21 protein-coding genes are annotated in these 21,854 nt (G+C 63.0%); 13 read left to right on the top strand and 8 right to left on the bottom strand.

Annotation, left to right across the window (positions count from 1 at the left end; translation table 11 throughout):
- Positions 1-133: 133 nt before the first annotated feature.
- From glnE to BN1124_RS16575, 3 genes are all read right to left on the bottom strand, one after another.
- Complete coding sequence (gene glnE / locus BN1124_RS16585; RefSeq protein WP_042643690.1) at positions 134-3,019, bottom strand: bifunctional [glutamate--ammonia ligase]-adenylyl-L-tyrosine phosphorylase/[glutamate--ammonia-ligase] adenylyltransferase; 2,886 nt, start codon at positions 3,017-3,019, stop codon at positions 134-136.
- 143 nt (positions 3,020-3,162) lie between these two features.
- On the bottom strand, positions 3,163-3,603 hold the full coding sequence (locus tag BN1124_RS16580) for a GNAT family N-acetyltransferase (protein ID WP_042643689.1): 441 nt from the start codon (positions 3,601-3,603) through the stop codon (positions 3,163-3,165).
- A gap of 247 nt (positions 3,604-3,850) precedes the next feature.
- Positions 3,851-5,101, bottom strand: coding sequence for a methyl-accepting chemotaxis protein (locus BN1124_RS16575; protein ID WP_042643687.1), 1,251 nt, complete (start codon positions 5,099-5,101; stop codon positions 3,851-3,853).
- A 32-nt stretch (positions 5,102-5,133) separates the two neighbouring features.
- Between BN1124_RS16575 and BN1124_RS16570 the strand changes: the two genes are divergently transcribed.
- The 9 genes from BN1124_RS16570 to BN1124_RS16525 all read left to right on the top strand — a co-directional run bounded on the left by BN1124_RS16570 (position 5,134) and on the right by BN1124_RS16525 (position 15,099).
- Positions 5,134-5,955 carry a potassium channel family protein gene (locus BN1124_RS16570; RefSeq protein ID WP_042643685.1) on the top strand — a complete coding sequence of 274 codons (822 nt, stop codon included), beginning with the start codon at positions 5,134-5,136 and terminating at the stop codon, positions 5,953-5,955.
- 153 nt (positions 5,956-6,108) lie between these two features.
- On the top strand, positions 6,109-6,714 hold the full coding sequence (locus BN1124_RS16565; RefSeq protein ID WP_042643684.1) for a TIGR04211 family SH3 domain-containing protein: 606 nt from the start codon (positions 6,109-6,111) through the stop codon (positions 6,712-6,714).
- Positions 6,715-6,953: 239 nt separating this feature from the next.
- Positions 6,954-7,733, top strand: coding sequence for an NAD(+) diphosphatase (gene nudC, locus BN1124_RS16555; protein ID WP_042643682.1), 780 nt, complete (start codon positions 6,954-6,956; stop codon positions 7,731-7,733).
- A 156-nt stretch (positions 7,734-7,889) separates the two neighbouring features.
- The gene (gene hemE / locus BN1124_RS16550) at positions 7,890-8,957 is read left to right on the top strand and encodes a uroporphyrinogen decarboxylase (RefSeq protein ID WP_042643681.1); all 1,068 of its coding nucleotides are present in this window, start codon (positions 7,890-7,892) and stop codon (positions 8,955-8,957) included.
- 217 nt (positions 8,958-9,174) lie between these two features.
- On the top strand, positions 9,175-10,104 hold the full coding sequence (locus BN1124_RS16545) for an ROK family protein (protein WP_042643680.1): 930 nt from the start codon (positions 9,175-9,177) through the stop codon (positions 10,102-10,104).
- A 47-nt stretch (positions 10,105-10,151) separates the two neighbouring features.
- A complete protein-coding gene (gene epd, locus BN1124_RS16540) occupies positions 10,152-11,162 on the top strand; it encodes an erythrose-4-phosphate dehydrogenase (protein WP_042643679.1) in 1,011 nt (336 codons plus the stop codon).
- Between the two features lie 62 nt (positions 11,163-11,224).
- Entirely contained in the window at positions 11,225-12,388 is a 1,164-nt protein-coding gene (locus BN1124_RS16535; RefSeq protein ID WP_042643678.1) for a phosphoglycerate kinase, read from the top strand.
- Between the two features lie 116 nt (positions 12,389-12,504).
- Positions 12,505-13,584 (top strand): class II fructose-bisphosphate aldolase, encoded by a 1,080-nt coding sequence (gene fbaA / locus BN1124_RS16530; RefSeq protein ID WP_042643677.1) that lies wholly within the window; start codon positions 12,505-12,507, stop codon positions 13,582-13,584.
- A 204-nt stretch (positions 13,585-13,788) separates the two neighbouring features.
- Positions 13,789-15,099, top strand: a complete 1,311-nt coding sequence (locus BN1124_RS16525; RefSeq protein ID WP_042643676.1) for an NAD(P)/FAD-dependent oxidoreductase — start codon at positions 13,789-13,791, stop codon at positions 15,097-15,099.
- Positions 15,100-15,189: 90 nt separating this feature from the next.
- Here BN1124_RS16525 and BN1124_RS16520 read toward each other — a convergent pair whose 3' ends face one another.
- The 3 genes from BN1124_RS16520 to cutA all read right to left on the bottom strand — a co-directional run bounded on the left by BN1124_RS16520 (position 15,190) and on the right by cutA (position 17,847).
- Entirely contained in the window at positions 15,190-15,630 is a 441-nt protein-coding gene (locus BN1124_RS16520) for a hypothetical protein (RefSeq protein ID WP_042643674.1), read from the bottom strand.
- Between the two features lie 124 nt (positions 15,631-15,754).
- Positions 15,755-17,533 carry a protein-disulfide reductase DsbD gene (locus tag BN1124_RS16515; protein ID WP_042643672.1) on the bottom strand — a complete coding sequence of 593 codons (1,779 nt, stop codon included), beginning with the start codon at positions 17,531-17,533 and terminating at the stop codon, positions 15,755-15,757.
- Positions 17,530-17,847, bottom strand: coding sequence for a divalent-cation tolerance protein CutA (gene cutA / locus BN1124_RS16510; protein WP_042643670.1), 318 nt, complete (start codon positions 17,845-17,847; stop codon positions 17,530-17,532). Before cutA ends, BN1124_RS16515 begins: the two co-directional genes overlap by 4 nt.
- 193 nt (positions 17,848-18,040) lie before the next feature.
- Between cutA and BN1124_RS16505 the strand changes: the two genes are divergently transcribed.
- Entirely contained in the window at positions 18,041-18,382 is a 342-nt protein-coding gene (locus BN1124_RS16505) for a hypothetical protein (RefSeq protein ID WP_042643668.1), read from the top strand.
- A gap of 91 nt (positions 18,383-18,473) precedes the next feature.
- On the opposite strand, the gene BN1124_RS16500 is transcribed toward BN1124_RS16505, so the two are convergent.
- Entirely contained in the window at positions 18,474-18,911 is a 438-nt protein-coding gene (locus BN1124_RS16500; RefSeq protein ID WP_033128859.1) for a PACE efflux transporter, read from the bottom strand.
- Between the two features lie 131 nt (positions 18,912-19,042).
- On the opposite strand from BN1124_RS16500, the gene BN1124_RS16495 reads away from it, so the two are divergent.
- Positions 19,043-19,924 (top strand): LysR family transcriptional regulator, encoded by an 882-nt coding sequence (locus BN1124_RS16495; RefSeq protein WP_042643666.1) that lies wholly within the window; start codon positions 19,043-19,045, stop codon positions 19,922-19,924.
- 26 nt (positions 19,925-19,950) lie between these two features.
- Here the strand turns inward: BN1124_RS16495 and ygfZ are convergent, their stop codons facing one another.
- Positions 19,951-20,862, bottom strand: coding sequence for a tRNA-modifying protein YgfZ (gene ygfZ, locus BN1124_RS16490; protein WP_042643664.1), 912 nt, complete (start codon positions 20,860-20,862; stop codon positions 19,951-19,953).
- 113 nt (positions 20,863-20,975) lie between these two features.
- Between ygfZ and BN1124_RS16485 the strand changes: the two genes are divergently transcribed.
- Positions 20,976-21,245, top strand: a complete 270-nt coding sequence (locus tag BN1124_RS16485; protein ID WP_033128856.1) for an FAD assembly factor SdhE — start codon at positions 20,976-20,978, stop codon at positions 21,243-21,245.
- A gap of 67 nt (positions 21,246-21,312) precedes the next feature.
- Positions 21,313-21,684 carry a protein YgfX gene (locus BN1124_RS16480; RefSeq protein WP_042643662.1) on the top strand — a complete coding sequence of 124 codons (372 nt, stop codon included), beginning with the start codon at positions 21,313-21,315 and terminating at the stop codon, positions 21,682-21,684.
- The last annotated feature ends 170 nt before the right edge of the window (positions 21,685-21,854 follow it).

The raw sequence follows: 21,854 nt of genomic DNA, 5'->3' as shown, positions 1-21,854 counted from the left end.
TGCCATACGATGCCAAGGCTGGGATGCTTGAAACAGGATCCAGCTCACCGCTATTGATTGTTTTGTGAAAGGCATCTGGATAGAGGTGAGTACATATGTGAAAAAGGGCGCCGTGGCGCCCCTTGTTGCTGACTCATTCCCCGAGCTGTTGTCGCCAGACCGCCAGCACATGATCCCGTTCGGCCAGCAGTTGATCGTCCCCCACCTTGCGAGAGATCTCCGACAGATTGAGGCGGTGGCCGAGGTTGCGGATCTCCAGATAGGCCTGCTTCAGATTTTCCGCCTGCTCCAGACTGAGTACCCCCGCCAGCACGCACTCATCGAAGATGCGCACGTTATCGGACCAGCGGGTCAGGGCGTCCGGTTCCCCATTGGCGTGGGCCAGCACCAGGTATTGGGCGATGAACTCGATGTCCACCATACCGCCGGGAGACTGCTTGAGATCGAACTCCCCCTCGCCGGCCTTGAGCAGGTGATCCCGCATCTTCTGGCGCATCTCGCGTACCTCTTTTGCGAGGAGGGAGAGGTCGCGCTCCTTGGCCAGCACGGTGCGGCGGATCCGGGCAAATTCGGCGATGACAGTATCGTCCCCGTAGATGGGGCGGGCTCGCACCAACGCCTGATGCTCCCAGGTCCAGGCCTCCTTCTGCTGATATTGCTCGTAGGCGGAGAGGGAGGAGACCAGCAGACCGGCGTCGCCGCTGGGGCGCAGTCGCATGTCGATCTCGTACAGAATGCCGGACGGGGTGCGGGTGCTGAACAGGTGTAGGATCCGCTGGGCCAGGCGCAGGTAGAACTGGCGGCTGTCGATGGGTTTGCGGCCATCGGTATAGCCGTTGGGATCGCCGCCGTGCAGGAACACCAGATCCAGATCCGAGCCGTAGCCGAGCTCGATGCCGCCGAGCTTGCCGTAGGCCACCACGGCGAAGCCGCGTCGATCGCTCAAAGCCACCTCGGGGGGCACACCGTAGCGCTCGCTCATCTGGGCCCAGGCCTGATTGACCACCTCCTCCGTGATGGCCTCCGCCAGCCAGGTGAGGTGGTCGCTCACCTTCATCAGCGGCAGGGCGCCGGCGATGTCGGCGGCGACGATGCGCAGCAACTGCACCTGCTTGAACTGGCGCAGGGCCTCCATCTGCTGCTCCACGTCCTCCTCGGGGATGCGCAGCAGGAACTGGCGTAGCTGGGGCTTGTACTGATCCAGCGGGGTCGGGTGGTAGAGGTGCTGGGGATCCAGCAGCTCGTCCAGCAAGATGGGGTAGCGGGCGAGCTGCTCGCTCACCAGGTGGCTGGCATCGCACAGCCGCACCAGCTGGCGCAAGGCGGCCGGGTTTTCCGCCAGCAGTTGCAGGTAGGCGCTGCGGGTGAAGATGCGGGTCAGCAGGGTGCAGACCCGCTCGAACAGCCGGGCCGGTTGCTCGCTGGCCACCACCAGTCGCAGCAGCTCCGGCATCAGGGCATCCAGGGCGACGCGCCCCTGAGGGCCGACCTGGCGACGCCGGTACTCCTCCTTGAAGCGCAGCAGGGCGGCGCAAAGCGGGACCGCATCATTCACTCCCTGTGCCCCTAACAACTTCTCCAGCTCGGCGGCGTCGAGCTCGGTGCGCCACAGATCGAGCCAGAGCTGATCCAGATGGGAGGATGCCTCCTTCTCTTCCCCCACCACGGCGACGAACTCCTGATGAACGGCGGCCATCTCCTCGTCGAGATGGGCCATAAAGGCGGTCCAGTCATCGAAGCCCAATGCGCAGGTCAGCCGCTGGCGATCCCGCGGCTCGGTGGGCAGGGTCTGGGTCTGTTGATCGCCGATCTCCTGCAGTATGTTCTCGACCCGGCGCAGGAAGCGGTAGGCGCCGAGCAGCCGCGCGCAACGCTCGGCATCGAGGGCGCCACAGGCGGCGATGGCCGCCAGCGCCTCTGGCAGGTGGCGCACCCGCAGGGCGGGTTCGCGGCCGCCACGGATGAGCTGCAGCGCCTGGGCGATGAATTCCACCTCGCGAATGCCGCCAGCGCCGAGCTTGATGTTGCCCTCTAGCCCCTTGCGGCGCACCTCGGCGGCGATCATCGCCTTCATCTGGCGCAGGCCGTCGATGACCCCGAAATCGATGTAGCGGCGGAACACGAAGGGGCGCAGCAGCTCGGTGAGCGCCTGGGCGTGTTCGCACTGGGCGCCCAGCACCCGCGCCTTGACCATGGCGTAGCGCTCCCAGTTGCGGCCGTGGTGCTGGTAGTAATCCTCCATGGCGGCAAACGAGATGGCGAGCGGGCCCGCCTCGCCGAAGGGGCGCAGCCGCATGTCGACTCGAAACACCTGACCGTCCTGGGTCGGCTGGTGCAGGGCGTTGATCAGGCGCTGGCCGAGCTTGATGAAGAACTGCTGGTTCGCCAGCTCCCGCCGCCCGCCGACGGTGTAGCCGTTGTCGGGGAAGGTGAAGATAAGGTCGATGTCCGAGGAAAAATTCAGCTCGCCGCCGCCGAGCTTGCCCATGCCGAGGATCAGCAGCGGTTGGGGATCCCCGTTGCCGTCCACCGGGGTGCCGAGCTCGGCGCACTGTTTGGCGTAGAGCCAGTCCCGGGCGCCGCAGATCAGCGCATCCGCGAGTTTGGTGAGGTGGATAAAGCTCTCTTCCACCTCCGCATGGCCCAGCAGCTCGCGCCAGGCGATCACCAGCATGCGGCTGCGTCTGAACTGGCGCAGGGCACGCTTGAGCGCCTCCTCGTCGTTCACCCCGGAGAGCAGGGTCGCGAGATCCGGCTCATAGGCGGGCCAGCGCACTTGCCGAGCGAGATCTCCCGATGCCAGGGTTTGTTCCAGCAGTTCAGGCTGCTTGATAAGGGAATCTGAGACGAAGTCGGAGAGGCCGAACAGGGTGAGCAGCGTTTGCTGCTGATCTTGGGGCAGATCCCCATAGCCGGGGGCCAACTCGAGCAGCCGTTGCCACTGGCGCCGGGCCTGCTCTTGCAACAGGGAAGGAAGAGCGGGGGAAACAGACGAGAGAGAAGAGGAATGCTGGGCCACGGTTGCCGTCCTTGTGATTAACGGATCTGCACATTGAGTAGAAACATCGGCAGCCAATCTATCACTGCCGCCCCGCCTCGTCACAGGTCGAGGAAAAGAACCATGATCCGGCAAGGAAAATGGTCCCTCGGGGCGGCAAGGGCTCAAGTGCGCCGATAGATCTCGGGGTCGTATTTTTCCATCAGGCTGGCGGGGCTGGCCGGCGGCCTGAAGCCAACGCCGGCGTAGAGGGCATGGGCATCCGAGGTGGCCAGCATGAGGCGGCGTAGTCCCTGCAACTCGGGATGGGCTAGGATGGTGGCGATCAGCGCCTTGCTGTGGCCCTGGCCACGATGGGCGGGCAGCACGAACACATCGGCCAGGTAGCCGAAGGTGGCCTTGTCGGTGATGACCCGGGCGAAGGCGACCTGCTGGCCCGCCAGATAACCGCCGAAGCAGAGGGAATGGTTGATGGCCCGTTGCACCGTGGAGAAGGGGATGCCGAGGCTCCAGTACGCCTCCTCGGACAGGAAACGGTGGATCAGCGGCACATCGAGCCGCCCCTTGTCGTCGCTGATCTCCAGCGCAAGTTCTGTGGTCTGCATCCTGGCTCCTTGCCGTGATAAAAAAGAAAGGCCCTCGCGGGCCCTCCAGTTTACTCAATCTGACCTCTCAGGCTAGCCTCCGTGCGCGCGGCCTTTGAATGCCTGTCGTGCCGTCAAGCCAGCTTGAAGGCCTGGATGAGATGGCTGTTCAGGGGCTGGCGGTGTTCCTTCCCCGTTCTGACAGCTTGCCGTGGCATCAATGAAAAAGGCCCCTTGCGGAGCCTCTCAACATACCGGCATGTCCCGATCAGGCGAGCTTGAAGGCTTGAATGTGGGAGTCCAGGGTCTGGCTGTGGTGCTCCACCAGTTCGGAGGCCTCCCGCAGTTCCCGCAGCACCACCACGGATCCTTCCACCACCTGTTTGACCTGCTCCAGGTTGGCGTTCATCTCCTCGGCGACCGAGCTCTGCTGCTCGGAGGCGGTGGCGATCTGGCGGTTCATGTCGGCCACTCCCTGTACCCGCTGCACTATGGTGGCGAGCTGATCGCCGGCCTGGGTCACCTGCTCCACCCCCTTGTCGGCCTGCTGCACGCTCTGGGCCATCAGGTCGACGGCCTGGCGGGCGTTGCCCTGCAACAGCTCTATCATCTTCTGGATCTCGACGGTGGCAGCCTGGGCCCGGTTCGCGAGCTCGCGCACCTCGGAGGCCACCACGGCGAAACCGCGGCCCGCTTCGCCGGCGCGGGCGGCCTCGATGGCGGCGTTCAGCGCCAGCAGGTTGGTCTGCTCAGAGATGCTGCGAATGGTGTCCACCACGGAGCCGATGCGATCGACCCCCTGCTCCACCGCATTGACCACGTCCGAGGAGCGCTGGATGTTGCCGGACAGGGTGTCTATGGTGTTGACGGTGTCGGCCACGCAGCGGCTACCCTCCTGGGCAAGCTGGCTGGCATCGGCGGTGGCGTGGGAGGCTTGCTCCGCATGATTGGCGACCTCGCGAATGGCGCCGACCATCTGGCTCATGGCGCTCGCCAGCTGCTCTATCTGGGTGAACTCCTCGTTGATGGCCTCGTTGGCCTCCTCCATGCACAGGGTGACCTGGGAGGCGATGTCGTTGAGCTCCTTGCAGGCGACTCGCTGGGTGCCGAACACCTGCTTGAGGTTCTCCTGGGAGTGGGCGACCGCCTTGGCGATGTCGCCGAATTCGTCGCGGGACTTGAGCAACACGCTGTGGCTGAGATCCTTGCGCGCGAAGCGCTCGAGCAGACCCACCAGGTAGTGCACCTGCTTGACCATGAGGCGAGAGCCGGTCAGCAGCAAGACGACGAAGATAACCCCCATCAGCGCCGTCTCCATGACGCCGGTCCAGAGCAGGCGATCGGCGATGGCATTGGCCTTGGTGGCCTCTATTCCCTCCGCCAGCAGAGTGGTCTCCAGATTGCTGGCATCAAACCAGAGCTTGGCCAGCAACAGCAGTGTGCTGAACACCATGAGCAGTACCACTTTGGGCACCAGCCGGATATTGCTCATTCGCCGTTCCAGCGGGTTTAACTGCATAATCTTTCTCCTTCTTTGATGGCGGTTTTCCTTTGTCCTCAGGACTATCGGCATTATCTTCCTTTTTATTAATTCGCACTGTGCTTGAAGTAGGAAAATGTATGCGACATCACTTAACTCATCTGCGCACCATGGATCTGCTGATGGCGTTTCTGTCGGTGATCTCCGTTGGTCTGGTGGCTGCCCGCTGGTGGGGACATAACGAATGGAGCCCGCAGACCCTGCAGCTGTTCTATGACGTCGACAGCCTGATCTGCTACTTCTTCCTCGCCCACTTCGCCTATGGCTGGGTGCGGGCCCCCGACAAGCTGGCCTTCTTCAAGGCAAACTGGTTCTATCTGCCGGGCAGCCTGCCCATGGTGGAGCAGTTGCGCTGGGCCCGGCTCATCCAGCTGTGGCGGGTTTATCAACTGCTGCGGGACAGGCCGGATCTGCTCACCATGTTTCGCCGCGAGCGCAACGAGACGACCCTGTCCGGCATCCTGTTCCTGTTCTTCCTGCTGCTGGGGGTGGGCTCGGGGGTGATGTATTGGCTCGAGACGGGCAAACCAGACAGCCTGATCCAGACCCCTTATGACGCGTTCTGGTGGACGCTCGTCACGCTATCCACCGTGGGATACGGGGATCTGGTGCCCAAGACGGAGGAGGGGCGTTTCGTCGCCAGCCTGCTGATCCTGTTCGGGGTCGGGCTGTTTGGCGCCCTCAGCGGCTTCATGGCCAGCCTGTTCGTCCATCCCGGACGGACCAGCGACGATGATGCCCAGTGGCGACGCCAGCACAATGAACAGCAGGCGCTGTTGCTGCAAGAGCTCAAGGCCCTGCGCGAAGAGGTGAAGTCCCTGCGCCAGCCTTAGCCTCCGGCGTCTGGAATGGTCGCGTGGCAAACGGGAGAAGATGCGAGACAGCTCTCAGGGAGGGGGAAGACGCTTTTCTTTGCTTGTCCTTTGACCCGCCAGCAGCTTAACATTCGGCCTGTCACCTAACTCAACGAAGAGAATCGATCGACCATGCGCGCCCTTCTCGGGATCCTGATCTGCTTGTGTGCCCAACAGGCACTGGCCGATACCCGTTATGTTTCAGACGACATATTTACCTTTATCCACAACGGTCCTGGTACCCAGTACCGGATCCTCGGCAGCGTCAAGGCCGGTGAACCGCTGGAGGTCAAGGCAGTGAACAACGAGGCCGGTTTCACCCAGGTGGTGGGCGGTCGCGGCCGCGAGGGCTGGATCAAGAACGCCGAGCTGCAGACTGGCATCAGCCTGCGCGAGCGCCTGCCCCAGGTTGAGAAAGCGCTGGAAGAGGCCAAGGCCCGCCTGCTGAATCTCAACGGCGACAACGAGCGACGCTTCACCGAGAAGGATGGCCAGATCGCCGAACAGACCAAGGAGATCGCCAGCCTGAAGGCACAGCTCGCCAGCCAGAGCGATGAGATGGGGAGTCTGAAGGAACAGAACGACGCCCTGACCCAGAGCTATGACAACCAGGAGCACGACATGCAGATGGACTGGTTCATCCGCGGTGGTGCCATGGTGGGTGGCGGCATCCTGCTGGGTATCCTGTTGCCCATGCTGCCTCGCCGTCGCAAGAGCAGCGAGCGCTGGATGAACTGATCGGTATCCTGTTGTCCATCATTCTGCCTCGCCGTCACAAGAGCAGCGAATGCTGGATGAACTGAATCGTACGGATCGGTTGAAAGAGAGAGGGGTCGCCAAGGCGGCCCCTCTGCTTTTGGGCGGCAAGATAGTCGATGCCGTGACCATCTTGGGGTCGCCTCCGGCCCTGCCCGATCGTAAGATAAACCCCACTTGTCCGTGCCTCGCACGCCCTTCTCAACAAGAGCTTTCATCTTATGTCATTGACCGAACAGGCCCGCTGGTTCGTGCTGGGGGGCGATCATCTCGTCCTGCTGGATGCGCAGGGTCAGATCCCGCAAGGCTCGCGTGCCTGCTTGCCACCACCGCTGCAAGATGCCCCGTTCGAGCACTTCGACGACTGGGATGGTGCACCCTGCTACCTGCTGGATCTGGGGGCCGATGCCGATGTGCAGGCCATGGCGGGCTTGCGCCAGCTGATGGTCGGCGGGGATGAGGAGGGGTTTCGCCTCGCCGGCCGCGCCTGGCAGTTGGCGACCTTTCGTCGCAGCCACCGCTTCTGCGGTGAGTGTGGCGCCCCCATGGCCCCCAAGAGCGGGGAGTGGGCATTGGGATGCAGTCAAGGCCACCTAGTCTACCCGCGCATCTCCCCCTGCATAATCGTGGCGGTGCGCAAGGGGCCGGCCGTGCTGCTGGCGGCCCATCGCCGTCATTATCAGGCGGAGGATCCCATGTACACCGTACTGGCCGGCTTCGTGGAGGCGGGGGAGAGCCTGGAGCAGTGCGTGGCGCGGGAGGTGTTCGAGGAGAGCGGCATCCGGGTCGACAATATCCGCTACGTGGCGAGCCAGCCCTGGCCCTTCCCCCACAGCCTGATGATGGGCTTCACCGCCGACTACCAGAGCGGCGAGATCAGGGTGCAGGACGAGGAGCTGGTGGCCGCCGACTTCTTTGAGGCCGATGCGCTGCCCCGGTTGCCGCCCCAGGGCACCATAGCGCGGCGACTGATCGCGCTGTGCCTCGGCGACGGGGTCTGACGGAGCCCACCCCGGCGGGAAAGCGGGGGCCCTTGTTTGCGCCCCCTCACATCTTTGCACTCGAACCGGCCAGCCAGTGCGTTTGGGCCGCCCTTCCCCCCACACAAAGTGGTATCATATCCGCCATTTTATGCTGGATATGACTCAGGAACTGGGATGAAAGAGCTGAAGAACGATCGATACCTGCGTGCCCTGCTGCGCCAGGAAGTGGACATGACCCCGGTGTGGATGATGCGTCAGGCCGGCCGTTACCTGCCGGAATACAAGGCGACCCGCGCCGTCGCGGGGGACTTCATGTCCCTGTGCCGCAACGCCGAGCTGGCCTGTGAGGTCACCCTGCAACCCCTGCGCCGCTATCCACTCGATGCCGCCATCCTCTTCTCCGACATCCTGACCGTCCCCGACGCCATGGGGCTCGGCCTCTACTTCGAGCACGGCGAAGGCCCGCGCTTCGAGCGGCCGATCACCTCCATGGCCGACGTGCAGGCGCTGCCTATTCCGGATCCGGAAGACGAGCTCGGTTACGTGATGAACGCGGTGCGCACCATCCGCCGTGAGCTCAAGGGCGAGGTACCGCTCATCGGTTTCTCCGGCAGCCCCTGGACCCTGGCCACCTACATGGTGGAAGGCGGCAGCTCCAAGGCGTTCACCAAGATCAAGCAGATGATGTACGCCGAGCCCATGACCCTGCACCTCTTGCTCGACAAGCTGGCGGACAGCGTCATCTCCTACCTCAACGCCCAGATCAAGGCCGGTGCCCAGTCGGTCATGGTGTTCGACACCTGGGGCGGCGTGCTGACCCCGCGCGATTACCGTGACTTCTCCCTGCAATACATGCACAAGATCGTCGACGGCCTGATCCGCGAACATGAAGGCCGCCGCGTGCCGGTGACCCTGTTCACCAAGAACGGTGGCCAGTGGCTCGAGCAGATCGCCGCTACCGGTTGCGACGCGCTGGGCCTGGACTGGACCACCGACATCGCCGACGCCAAGCGCCGGGTGGGTGACAAGGTGGCGCTGCAGGGCAACATGGATCCCTCCATGCTCTACGCCGCCCCCGCGCGCATCCGCGAAGAGGTCGCCTCCATCCTCGCCGGTTTCGGTCAGGGCAACGGCCACGTCTTCAACCTGGGTCACGGCATCCATCAGGATGTGGACCCGGAGCACGCCGGCGTGTTTGTGAACGCGGTGCACGAGCTGTCCGCTCAATACCACGGCCGCTAAGGCGACAGAATCTGTATGACGACGGGGCCTGCTGGCCCCGTTTCGTTTCTGGCGATCCGGTGTTGAGGGCCTGTCGCCTGGGCGGCACTGTTTGGGAGCTGCGCAGGGGCCCCGGCTCGGGTTACACTGCGCCATCTGTGGCGGTGGCCACACACAAGATGAGCGACAGCCGGTGGGGACGCGTCTCGGCCGACTCGCTCGCCATGCAGGAGGCAGAATGAGCAAGACATCGTGGGATTGGGGCATCGATCTGGGCGGGACCAAGTGCGAGTGCGTGGTGCTGGCGGGTGACGAGGTGCTGCTACGACATCGCATCCCCACCGAACGCCACGGCGGTTATCAGCACATGATCGGCCAAATTGCCAAGCTGGTGGAGGAATGTGCCGAGAAACTCGGCCAGCGCCCCAGTGTCATCGGCATGGGCACGCCGGGGGCGCGAGATCCCCAGACCGGCTTGATGAAGAACTGCAACACCACCGAGCTCAACGGCAAGCCGTTCAAGGAAGATCTGGAACGCAGGCTGGGCGTGCCCGTGCTCATCGCCAACGACGCTAACTGCTTCGCCCTGGCGGAGACCCACCTGGGGGCGGTGCGCCAGCACCATCCCCAGGCCAAGGTGGTGTTCGGCATCATCATGGGTACCGGGGTCGGCTCCGGCATCGTCATCAACGGCCGGATCCTCAACGGTCACCACGGCATCGCCGGGGAGTGGGGCCACAACGTGCTCTCTCCCGACGGTCCCGAGTGTTACTGCGGCAAGCGCGGCTGCGTCGAGACCTTCATCAGCGGCCCCGCCCTGGAGGCCTGGTACGAGGCCAAGGCCAAGCGTCACCTGTCGCTCGCCAAGATAGCGGCAGCCAGCGCCCACGACCATGTGGCCAAACTCACCATCGACCGGCTGCACCTGCTGTTTGGCCAGGCCCTGGCCAACGTGGTCAACATCCTGGATCCGGATGTCATCGTCATCGGTGGCGGGGTCGGCAACGTGCAGAGCCTCTACACCGCGGGTCGCCAGACGGTGCTGCCCTTCCTGTTCAACCCCCGTTTCGCCACGCCCATCATAGCGCCGGCGCTGGGGGACAGTGCCGGCGTGTTCGGGGCGGCGCTGCTGGCCCGGGGCGTCTTCCAGGATGCCCTGCTGTCGTGAGCCATCCACAGGCCCTCTTTCGTCGTTGTTAAGGACAGAGTTTTTCCATGATCAAGATTGCCATCAACGGGTACGGGCGCATCGGCCGCAACGTGCTGCGGGCCCTCTACGAGAGCGGGCGCGACAAGAACATCAAGATAGTCGCCATCAACGAGTTGGCGGCCCCCGAGGCCATGGTGCACCTCACCCGCTTCGACACCAGCCACGGTCGCTTCCACCATCCGGTGCAGCTCGCGGGCAACAGCATGCTGGTGGGGGAGGATCTCATCTCCCTGTTTGCGGAGCGTGATCCGGCCAATCTGCCCTGGCGGGCGCTGGGGGTGGATGTGGTGCTGGACTGCACCGGGGTGTTCGGCTCGCGGGCCGATGCCGAGCTGCATCTGGGGGCGGGGGCGGGCAAGGTCTTGTTCTCCCATCCGGCCGAGGCGGACGTGGACGCGACAATCGTTTTCGGGGTGAACCACCAGGTACTGACGGGAAGGGAGCGGATCGTCTCCAATGCCTCCTGTACCACCAACTGCGTGGTGCCCGTCATCGAAACATTGCATCGAGAATTCGAGATAAATTGTGGTACTATTACGACAATTCATTCGGCCATGCACGATCAGCAAGTCATCGATGCCTACCACAGTGACTTGCGCAGAACCCGAGCAGCCAGCCAGTCCATCATCCCGGTGGATACCAAGCTGGCAAAGGGGCTGGAGCGTATCCTGCCCCACTTCGCCGGCAAGTTCGAAGCGATCGCGGTACGGGTGCCGACCATCAACGTCACCGCCATGGATTTGAGCATTACTGTTCGTAAAAAAGTGACAGTTAGTGACGTAAATCAAGCCCTGCAACGGGCATCCAGAGGTACATTAAGCGGTATCCTGGACTACACGGAAGAGCCTTTGGTCTCCGTAGACTTTAATCATGATGCACACTCCTGCATCATTGATGGTACCCAGACTCGGGTGAGCGATGCCAACCTCGTCAAGATGTTGATGTGGTGTGATAACGAATGGGGCTTCGCCAACCGCATGCTGGATACCACCCGGGCCATGATGGCCGCATGCTGAGAGCGTGCACCGGGCGCAAGGTTACTGTTTTTAACATTACCTGAAAATATAGAGGACTGAATATGTCTGTTATCAAGATGACCGACCTGGATCTGGCGGGAAAACGCGTTCTGATCCGTGCTGACCTGAACGTACCGGTAAAAGACGGCAAGGTCACTTCCGACGCACGTATCGTGGCAACGCTGCCGACCATCAAGCTGGCTCTGGAAAAGGGCGCCAAGCTGATGATCACCTCCCACCTGGGTCGTCCGACCGAGGGTGAGTACAACGAAGAGTTCTCCCTGGCTCCGGTTGTCAACTATCTGAAAGACGCTCTGTCCTGCCCGGTCCGCCTGGCCAAGGATTACCTGGATGGCGTAGACGTCGCCGCCGGTGAGCTGGTCGTGCTGGAAAACTGCCGCTTCAACAAGGGCGAGAAGAAGAACACCGAAGAGCTGGCCAAAAAATACGCCGCCCTGTGTGACATCTTCGTAATGGATGCATTCGGTACTGCTCACCGCGCCGAAGGCTCTACCCACGGTGTGGCTCAGTATGCCCCCGTCGCCTGTGCCGGTCCGCTGCTGGCCGGTGAACTGGAAGCCCTGGGCAAAGCCATGCTCAAGCCCGAGCGTCCCATGGTTGCCATCGTTGGCGGCTCCAAGGTCTCCACCAAGCTGACCGTGCTGGAATCCCTGTCCAAGATCGCTGACCAGCTGGTGGTCGGTGGTGGCATCGCCAACACCTTCATCGCGGCTGCCGGTCACAACGTCGGCAAGTCCCTGTGCGAACACGACCTGCTCGACACCGCCAAGAAGCTGGCCGCCGAGACCAACATTCCGGTCACCACCGACGTAGTCGTGGGCTCCGAGTTCTCCGAGTCTACTCCGGCCACCATCAAGTCCGTCTCCGACGTGACCGACGGCGACATGATCTTCGACATCGGCCCTGACTCTGCCAAGGCCCTGGCCGACATCATCATGAACGCCAAGACCATTCTGTGGAACGGCCCGGTCGGCGTGTTCGAGTTCGACCAGTTCTCCGCAGGCACCAAGGTGATTGCCGAAGCGATCGCCGCCTCCCCGGCCTTCTCCATCGCTGGCGGTGGTGACACCCTGGCCGCCATCGACAAGTTCGGCATCGCCGACAAGGTCTCCTACATCTCCACCGGCGGCGGTGCCTTCCTGGAGTTCGTAGAAGGCAAGGTACTGCCGGCGGTTGCGATGCTGGAACAGCGCGCCAAAGCCTAATTGACCCGGGACGGGGGGCAAAAGCCTCCCGTTTCGTTTATCATGTGACCGCTGTGCCAGTTCATGATGAACCCCCCATTTTTTATTAACGGCATACGAGAACAGGACGATTTAACATGTCTAAGAAAATTTTCGACTTCGTAAAACCCGGCGTGATCACTGGTGATGACGTTCAGAAAGTGTTCGCCATCGCGAAAGAAAACGGCTTCGCTCTGCCAGCCGTCAACTGCGTCGGTACCGACTCCGTCAACGCCGTACTGGAAGCTGCTGCCAAGGTCAAAGCGCCGGTCATCGTTCAGTTCTCCAACGGTGGTGCCGTGTTCACCGCCGGTAAGGGCCTGAAGCTGGAAGGCCAGCAAGCCGCCATCCTGGGTGCCATCTCCGGTGCCAAGCACGTTCATGCCGTTGCCGAAGCCTATGGCATCCCGGTTATCCTGCACACCGACCACGCCGCCAAGAAGCTGCTGCCGTGGATCGACGGTCTGCTGGACGCGGGCGAGAAGCACTTCGCCGAAACCGGCAAGCCGCTGTTCTCCTCCCACATGCTGGATCTGTCCGAAGAGTCCCTGGAAGAGAACATCGACATCTGCTGTGAGTACCTGGTACGCATGGCCAAGATGAACATGACTCTGGAACTGGAACTGGGTTGCACCGGTGGCGAAGAAGACGGTGTGGACAACAGCCACATGGACCAATCCGCCCTGTACACCCAGCCGGAAGACGTGGCCTACGCCTACGAGCGTCTGTCCAAGATCAGCCCGCGTTTCACCATCGCTGCCTCCTTCGGCAACGTGCACGGTGTATACAAGCCGGGTAACGTCAAGCTGACCCCGTCCATCCTGGACGCTTCCCAAAAGTACGTTTCTGAGAAGTTCGGTCTGCCTGCCAAGTCCCTGGACTTCGTGTTCCACGGTGGTTCAGGTTCCACTCTGGAAGAGATCCGCGAATCCATCTCCTACGGCGTCGTGAAGATGAACATCGACACCGACACCCAGTGGGCTACCTGGGAAGGTCTGTTGCACTTCTACAAGACCAACGAAGCTTACCTGCAGGGTCAGCTGGGCAACCCGGAAGGCGCCGACAAGCCGAACAAGAAGTTCTACGATCCGCGCGTATGGCTGCGTGCCGGTCAGACTTCCATGATCGCCCGTCTGGAGAAAGCCTTCTCCGACCTGAACGCCATCAACGTACTGTAATTCGTTACCGTACCTTGCATGCATGAAGAGGCGCCCCACGGGGCGCCTTTTTTATGTCCCTCGGTGACGGTACTGCGCAGATAAGGTGTCCTTCGGGACACCTTTTGCATTTCTGTGATCCCGGCAGGCTGGATCCGGGTCCATGGGCTGGGTATTATCGATAACAGATCGTTTAATTTAGTAAACGAATGCGACCAAGGCAGGATGCTGAGCATGCACACAGGAAGACAGGGACATCAGGAGCACGTCGCCTCCTACTATGCGGCGACCCGCAACGACCATCAGCAGTGGCCCGAGCTCAGTGGTGAGCTGGAAGCCGACGTCTGCATCATAGGTGGCGGCTTCACCGGCCTCAACACCGCCATCAATCTGGCACAGGCGGGCTACAAGGTGGCCCTGCTGGAGGCCAATCGCATCGGCTGGGGGGCGTCCGGTCGCAACGGTGGCCAGCTCATTCGCGGCATAGGCCACGACACCAGCCAGTTTGCCCGCTGGATCGGCGAGCAGGGTGTGCGGGAGCTGGATCTGATGGGGCTGGAGGCGGTGGAGCTGGTGCGCCAGCGCATCGAGCAGTTCAACATCGACTGCGATCTGCGCTGGGGCTATTGCGATCTCGCCACCAAGGCGCGCCACCTCAAGGGGTTTGAGGAGGATGCCGAGCACCTGGCCAGCCTGGGCTACCAGCACGAGGTCAGGCTGGTGCCCGGCAGCGAGATCCACTCGGTGGTGGGGTCGGATCGCTACCTCGGCGGCCTGATTGACATGGGCTCGGGCCACCTGCATCCCCTCAACTTGGCGCTGGGCGAGGCCCGCGCCGCCGCGAGTCTGGGGGCCTCCCTGTTCGAGCAATCCCGGGTGATCCACATCGACTACGGCGATCGGGTGCAGGTCACCACGGCCCACGGCCGGGTCAGCGCCGACTACCTGGTGATCGGTTGCAACGCCTATCTCAACGAGCTCAATCCCGATCTGGGGGGCAAGGTGCTACCGGCGGGATCCTATATCCTCGCCACCGAGGTGCTGGAGAAGCGACTGCGCCAGCGCCTGCTGCCGCAGAACATGGCGGTCTGCGATCAGAACGTGGCGCTCGACTACTACCGGCTATCCGCCGATGGCCGCTTGCTGTTTGGCGGGGCCTGCAACTATTCGGGCCGGGATCCCAAGGACATCAAGGCCTTCATGCTGCCCAAGCTGCTGCGGGTCTTCCCGGAGCTCGCGGGTACCGCCATCGAGTTCCAGTGGGGCGGCATGATCGGCATAGGGGCGAACCGCTTGCCACAGATCGGGCGCCTCAAGCAATATCCCAATGTGTTCTACGCCCAGGCCTATTCGGGCCATGGCCTCAATGCCACCCACATGGCGGCCAAGCTGGTGGCGGAGGCGATCGCAGGGGAGAGCCGCGGCTTCGATCTGTTCAGCAGCGTGCCCCACATGACCTTCCCGGGCGGGCCTTCCCTGCGCTCCCCCCTGCTGGCGCTGGGGATGCTGTGGCACAGGATGAAGGATCTGCTGTGAGGGGATGACCGGCGCCAGGAAGGCGCCGGATTAATTCGGGAAAGGATGCTCTTGAAGGCAGGGGGTCGGGCCCTCAAGGCCTGAGGGAAATCAGGACGCGGGAGTGTCCGCTTGGTGCGTCTGGCCGGGCTCGGCGAGGCGCCAACCCTGCTCGGTCTTCATCATCCAGACCTCGGTCTCCTGGGCCAGTGCCTGGCCGGCCTCGAACTCGCCGTATTTGCGCTCCAGCTCCATCAGTCCCATCTCCTGCTGGAAGGGGCCGACTCGGTCGTAGACCAGATCCTCATCCTGCAGGATCTGCAGCTGATCCAGTCCCTGCTTGAAGTGCAGTTGGTAGCCCACCTTCACCAGATAGACCCCCTCCATCCGCTCCTCCTTGCCGAGCACGGCGAAGTCGCTGATCTCGAACAGGTTGGCGTCTGTGTCTGCCTGGAGTCTGGCGGTGACCTGAGTCTGGATCGCCTCTTCACCTGGACCTGCGTCGCAGCCATAAAGCCAGCAGGCCAGCAGGGGGATGAACCACTTTTTCATCAAAACTCCGGATGATGCGAGACGGGAAAGGGCAAAGTTTGCCACGGCGTCTCGCAGATACAAGGGATGGCCAGAAAAATCAGCGACCGATCGCGGCCAGGCCCGGGGCTGTCGCCCCGAGGTCTCAGCGCAGTTTGTCCAGGTGGGCGAGGAACTCGGTCGGCCCCATGAAGCCGGTCACCCGCTGGCCACTCACCTCATTGCCGGCACTGTCGAAGAAGATCAGGGTCGGCAATCCCAGCACCTCCAAGCCGTTGAGCAGCTCGACATCGGCATCGTCGTTGACGGTGACATCCGCCTGCAGCAGCACCATGTCGGCGAAGCGCGCCCGCACCGCGGGGTCGCTGAAGGTCTTGTGCTCGAACTCCTTGCAGGCCACGCACCAGTCGGCATAGAGATCCAGCAACACCGGCTTGCCACGGGCGGCGGCGAGCTGGCTCCTGAGATCGTCCAGGGTCTTGATGCGGGTGAATTGGGGCGCCTGGGTCTGGGTGCTGGCACCGACCCCAGGTGTCGGCAACAGCAGATCCTTGCCCACCACCACGGCCCCTATCATCGCCAGCAACAGGGTGAAGCCACACAGGCTCCGGCCTATCGAATGGGGTCTGTGCTGGTTCTGGTGATAGAGGTAGGCGCACAGCACCAGACCCCAACCCAGCCAGACCAGGTTGGTGATCTGATCGCCCCACAGCCGCGACAGCAGCAGCACGGGCACCGCCAGCAGCGCAAAACCGAACAGCTGCTTGATCACATCCATCCAGGCGCCGGCCTTGGGCAGCAGCTTGCCCCCCGAGGTGCCGAGCAGCAGCAGCGGTAGTCCCATGCCCAAGGAGAGGGCATAGAGGGCCGCGCCGCCGAGCCAGAGATCGCCGCTCTGGGCCACGTAGATAAGCGCCCCGGAGAGCGGCGCCGTGGTGCAGGGAGAGCAGACCAGACCGGAGATCATCCCCATGATGCCGACCCCGACTACGGAGCCGCCCTGCTGGCGGTTGGACAGGCCGGAGAGCCGGGTCTGCAGGCCGCTCGGCAGTTGCAGGCTGTAGAGCCCGAACATGGAGAGCGCCAGCAGCACGAACATCACCGAGAGGCCGATCAGCACATAGGGGTGCTGCAGGGCGGCCTGGAATTTCAAGCCGGCCGAGGCCACCACCAGCCCGAGCAGGGTGTAGGTGACCGCCATGCCCTGCACGTAGACGAAGGAGAGCAGGAAGGCGCGGCGGGTGGAGAGGCGCTGGCCGGCACCGGCGATGATGCCGGTCAGTATGGGGTACATGGGGAAGACGCAGGGGGTGAAGGCGAGCCCCAGTCCCAGCGCGAAGAAGGCGGCGATATTGAGCCAGAAGCCCTGGCTGCCGAGGGCGGCGGCCAGCTGATCCTGCTGGCTGCTGGCCGGGGTGGTGGCCGTCTCTGAGCTCGCCGCCGCGTCGCCAGCGGGTTGCACCGCGGCTATGGGTTGCACCTCGACCCGCTTGTCGGTGGGGGGATAGCAGAGGCCATCGGTACAGCCCTGATAGCTGAGCTTGATGCTGGCGGCCTGGCCCACCTCGGTCAGGTTGACGGGGATCTCGACCTCCTGGTAGTAGACCCGGGTCTTGCCGAAGAAGTCGTCCTGGTGCTCGGTGCCGGCGGGCAGTTCGGGCTCACGGAAGGCGAGGTTCTCCCCCTTGAAGCTGAAGCGGTGGCGATAGAGATAGTAGCCATCGGCGATGCGCAGGGTCAGCAGCAGCTTGTCCCCTCGCTGTTCGCTCTCCAGCACGAAGGCCTCGTCGACGGTCAGAAACTTGGGTTGGGCGCTGGCCTCAATGCCGAGGCTGGCGAGCAGGTCGGTGCCGCTGGCATGCACCGGGGACGCCAGCAGGCTGAGCAGGAGCAGCAGGGGAGAGAGCAGGCGCGGCAGAGTCATGAGGTCTCCTGTGTTAACCAGTCGAGGTAGGGCTGATGACCCTGGCTGACGGGGAGCGCCAGGATCTCCGGCACCTCATAGGGATGATGGTCGAGGATGCACTGGCGAAGGGGCTCGAACAGCCCGCTCCTCGACTTGATGATGAGCTGGATTTCACGGCTGCGTTCAATCTTGCCCTGCCAGCGATAGACGGAGGTGAGCCCCGGCAGCTGATTGATGCAGGCGGCGAGGTGCCCGGTCAGCAGCTGTTCGCAGATGCGATCTGCACTGGCTTCATCCGGGCAGGTGCATAGCACCAAAATAGCGTCGGTCATGGCGTGAAAATCTCGTCAGAATGGGCTGAAACAGACCCATAAACCAGAGGCTACTATACCTAGGGGCCGCATAAATAGCACCCGCCGTGCATGTCCTGCCAAGCCGCCAAATAAGTGGTGCGCCCGAGATAGACGCTGTGAAAAGGACAGGGCAGAATGAGCTGGCTTGTTCCCATTCGACGTAAGGAAATGTATGACCCAACAGAATGAGCAGCAGAGAAACCGCATGTTGAGCCTGTTGCGCGAAGGTGAGCGCCGTATGTTGGTGCAACTGGCCGGTCTGCTGCGTACCAGTGCCGATGAAATCAATGCCGAGCTGGAAAAAGAGGAGCTGCTGGCTACCCTGGATCAACCTGTCACGGTGGAGTATCTCAACGGCGTGGTGCAACACCATCTGTTCGAGCGTCTGCACAAGGGGGACATGGTGGCGGCTCAGCGCATGCTGACCCAGTACCAGAGCAAGCTCGAGGCCCTGCTGGCCCAAGAGTCAGCCGAGGCAGAGGCCCCGGCCGAAGAGGTGAAGGCACAAGCCTGATCGCCCGGCAGGCCCGGCGGCTTGTCCTCCCAGCACCATCATGCCTCTCGCATGATGGTGCCTCGCATGACTTATCACTTCTTTCTATCGCTTAACCCAGTGCGTTCTGCTGCACCCGAGCCGGGATGGGGAACAGCTTGTCATAGCTCCAGTTGTAGACGAAGGCATAGACCAGATAGAACAGCACGAAGCCCAGATCCAGCACCAGCGCCTCCAGCAGGCCGATGTTGAGCCACCAGGACATCACCGGCAGGGCGACTATCAGCAGGCCCCCCTCGAAGCCGAAGGTATGCAGCACCCGTTGCCATAGCGTCTTGTGGGTATGGCCCTGGTAGCGCAGCAGCAGCTTGTCCACCCCGATGTTGTAGACATAGTTCCAGACGGTGGCGACCACCGAGAAGAACAGGGCCAGCGGGCCCATGTGATTGAGGCCGACGCCGGTGACCCAGCTCGCCAGCGGGGCCGCGATCAGCAGGCCAATGAGTTCGAAGCCAATGGCATGGCGCAGACGATCACGAGTATTACGCATCTTCAGTCTCCTTTACTTGATGGCTGAATCTCTATGGCGGGTAATTTAGCGCTCTTATCGGATAGATTCACGTTAGTATCTATCGCTAAAATAGATGGATGAAACGCCCCCCTCATGAAAGGAACAGGCCGATGAACCCCTCTCTGGAACAACTCAAGGCGCTGCTGGCGGCGGCACAAACTGGCTCCTTCTCGGCGGCGGCGCGCAAGCTGGGTAAGGCGCAGTCGGTGGTCAGCACCGCCATCGCCAACCTGGAGATCGATCTCGGGCTGGAGCTGTTCGACCGCAGTGGCCGCTATCCCGTGCTGACCGAGGCGGGGGCCCGCATCAGCCAGGAGGCCGACATACTGCTGGCCCAGAGCGAGCGGCTGCAGGCGATTGCCGGGGAGCTGGCCACCGGCATCGAATCCCGGCTCACCCTGGCCATCGACGATGACTCCCACCTGCCCTGGCTCGGCTCCTTGCTGGAGGAGTTCGCCACCCGTTACCCGACGGTGGAGCTGGAGCTGTTGTTCCCGCTGATGGAGGACGTGACCGAACTGCTCAAGAGCGGCCGCGCCCAGCTCGGCATCAGCTACCAGAAGGAGCAGCCGGAGCGGGAGATAGTCGCGCGCTCCCTCGGGGTGGTCAGCATGCCGCTGGTAGTCTCCCCGGATCACCCGCTGGCCCACAAGGCGCCGCTGCGGGAGAGCGATCTGCAGGGGGCGCGTCAACTGATGGTGACGGGACGACGGGAGGGGACGGAGCGCCATCGCTTCCGCCTCTCGTCCCAGGTGTGGTGGGTCGAGGGGGATCTGGGCATCCTGGAGCTGGTGAAACTGGGGCTGGGCTGGTCGGCGGTTCCCGACTTCTTGCTGCATCGGCCCCTGGCCAGGGGGGAGGTGGTGATACTGACCCCCGACTTTCTTTCAAGCCAGGAGCTGGGGCTGGAGTTGCAGTGGCATCGCGCCCGCCCGCTGGGGCTGGCGGGGCGCTGGCTGAAAGAGGCACTGCTGGCGCGCGTGCCTCGCTAGCGATCGCGGCATCCGCCGAGCGGGGATCAGTCGATCAGGGGATAGGGCAGGGGTTGCAGGGCGAGGCTGGAGCCTTCGTCCTGCTTGAGACGGAACTGGGCGTCGGCCTCGGTGTCCTTGGGCAGCACAGCGGTGAGCCACAGCTGTCCCTCTTGCTGCCAGGCGTTGAGCACCATGCCGCTGCGGCGCCAGTTGTCACCGAGGCGGATCTCCAGGGGATCGCCGCTGGCGACGGGCTCATTGGCCTGCCCGGCCAGCACGAACAGGGCGCGGTTGTTGGCACCACGATACTTGGCGCGAGCCACTATCTCCTGCCCCATGTAGCAGCCTTTGGTGAAGCTGATGCCGTCCAACGCCTGCAGGTTCAGCATCTGGGGAATGTATTCCCCCTGATGCACCGCCTCCAGATGCGGCATGCCCGCCTTGATCTCCAGTCCCCACCAGAGCGACTCGTTGCCGGCCGGCAAGTCGATGGCGAGGGGCTGTTCGCTCACCAGTAGCCAGCGATCCGCCTCGACCCGCACCGCCATACCACCCTCGATCAACGCCGTCTGTGACAGGCCAAAACGCGTCGCAACCCAGCCGTCCGTGCCCTGACCGGCCACCCCGACCGCCTGGCCGTGATTCTCACCAATCTCGACCTTGGCGAACACCGCAAACTTCTTGAGCTCCGGCAACTGGCGTACCAGCACCGAGGGCTTGGTCAGCATCAGCAGGCGATCCTCCAGGCAGAGCAGGCGAAAATCGCTCCACAGCTTGCCCTTGGGATCGCAATGACCCCCCAGGCTGCTCTGGCCCGGTTGCAGCGCATTGACGTCGCAGGTGACCTGGCCTTGCAGATACTTGGCGCGGTCCTGACCGGTGAGGCTGGTGATGGCGAGATCCGTCAGGGGGAAAAGGGTTGGCTCGGCAGGAAAAACAGGGGTCAGCAGGCTCACGATGGTATTCCAGAGACAGAAAGTATGTGACCTGCATGGTAAAGACGTAAGGAATGTTTGTCAGCCGGAAAATCCAGCTGCTACCATTCCCGCGTCTTTGTAAGGAGAGTTCCATGTTGAGCCCAATTGAAAAGTCCCGCCTGAAATGGGCCTGCCGCCGCGGCATGCTCGAGCTGGATGTGATCTTTATGCCTTTTCTTGAACACGAGTTCGACAGCCTGAGCGACGAGCAGCAGCAGACCTTCATCCGCCTGCTGGCGTGCGAGGATCCGGACCTGTTCCGCTGGAGCATGGGCCACGGCGTGCCGGAGGATCCCGCCTTCGCCGCCATGATCCCGCTGATCCTGGAGCGTAACCAGGCCCGCCACGACAATCTGCGCTGATCCTCGCAGCTGACGCGCACCCAGGGCCATCATGACTGACGGCACCGCCGCCCGGACGCGGGTTCAGATGCCCGTCCTCGTCTCTCGCCAGCAGCTTTGCCTGCTGTGCCTCCTGTTTCTGTTGTTGCTCTGGCCCACCGCCAGCCTGATCCAGGGCTGGCAGTGGGGCTTGTTCCTGCCTTGTTGGCTGGCGGCGCTCTGGCTCGCCTGGCGCCGTGCCCTGCAAGTGCAGGGGGCGCTGGTCTGGGATGGGGAATGGCTGGAGTGGCAGGGGCGACGCTACCGGCTTGGCCCCCGTTGCCGCGTATTGCCAGGCGTGCTCTGGCTGCAACTGCAGGGGGAGGGGCAAGGGCTCCAGCTCTGGCTCTTCTCCGATGCGCTTGCGCCGGCGCACTACCGCATGCTGGCCCGCGCCATCCATCTCGCGCCGCCCCGCTGACAGCGTTTTCCCGTCGCCCATAAACAGTGAACCCCGCCGGGGCGGGGTTCACTTGGTCATTTGCAGTGGGATCAATATCTGTCCGGGGTCAGCACCGTCGGCTTGGAGTCCGGCTGCAGGCCCGGGTAGTCCGGAGTGCCAGCAGTGCAGGCCATGGGACTCCCCTTGGC

This window comes from Aeromonas eucrenophila (assembly GCF_000819865.1).
Classification (GTDB): domain Bacteria; phylum Pseudomonadota; class Gammaproteobacteria; order Enterobacterales; family Aeromonadaceae; genus Aeromonas; species Aeromonas eucrenophila.
The sequence above is the reverse complement of the archived record's forward strand: the minus strand, read 5'-3'. Positions and strand labels throughout refer to the sequence as shown.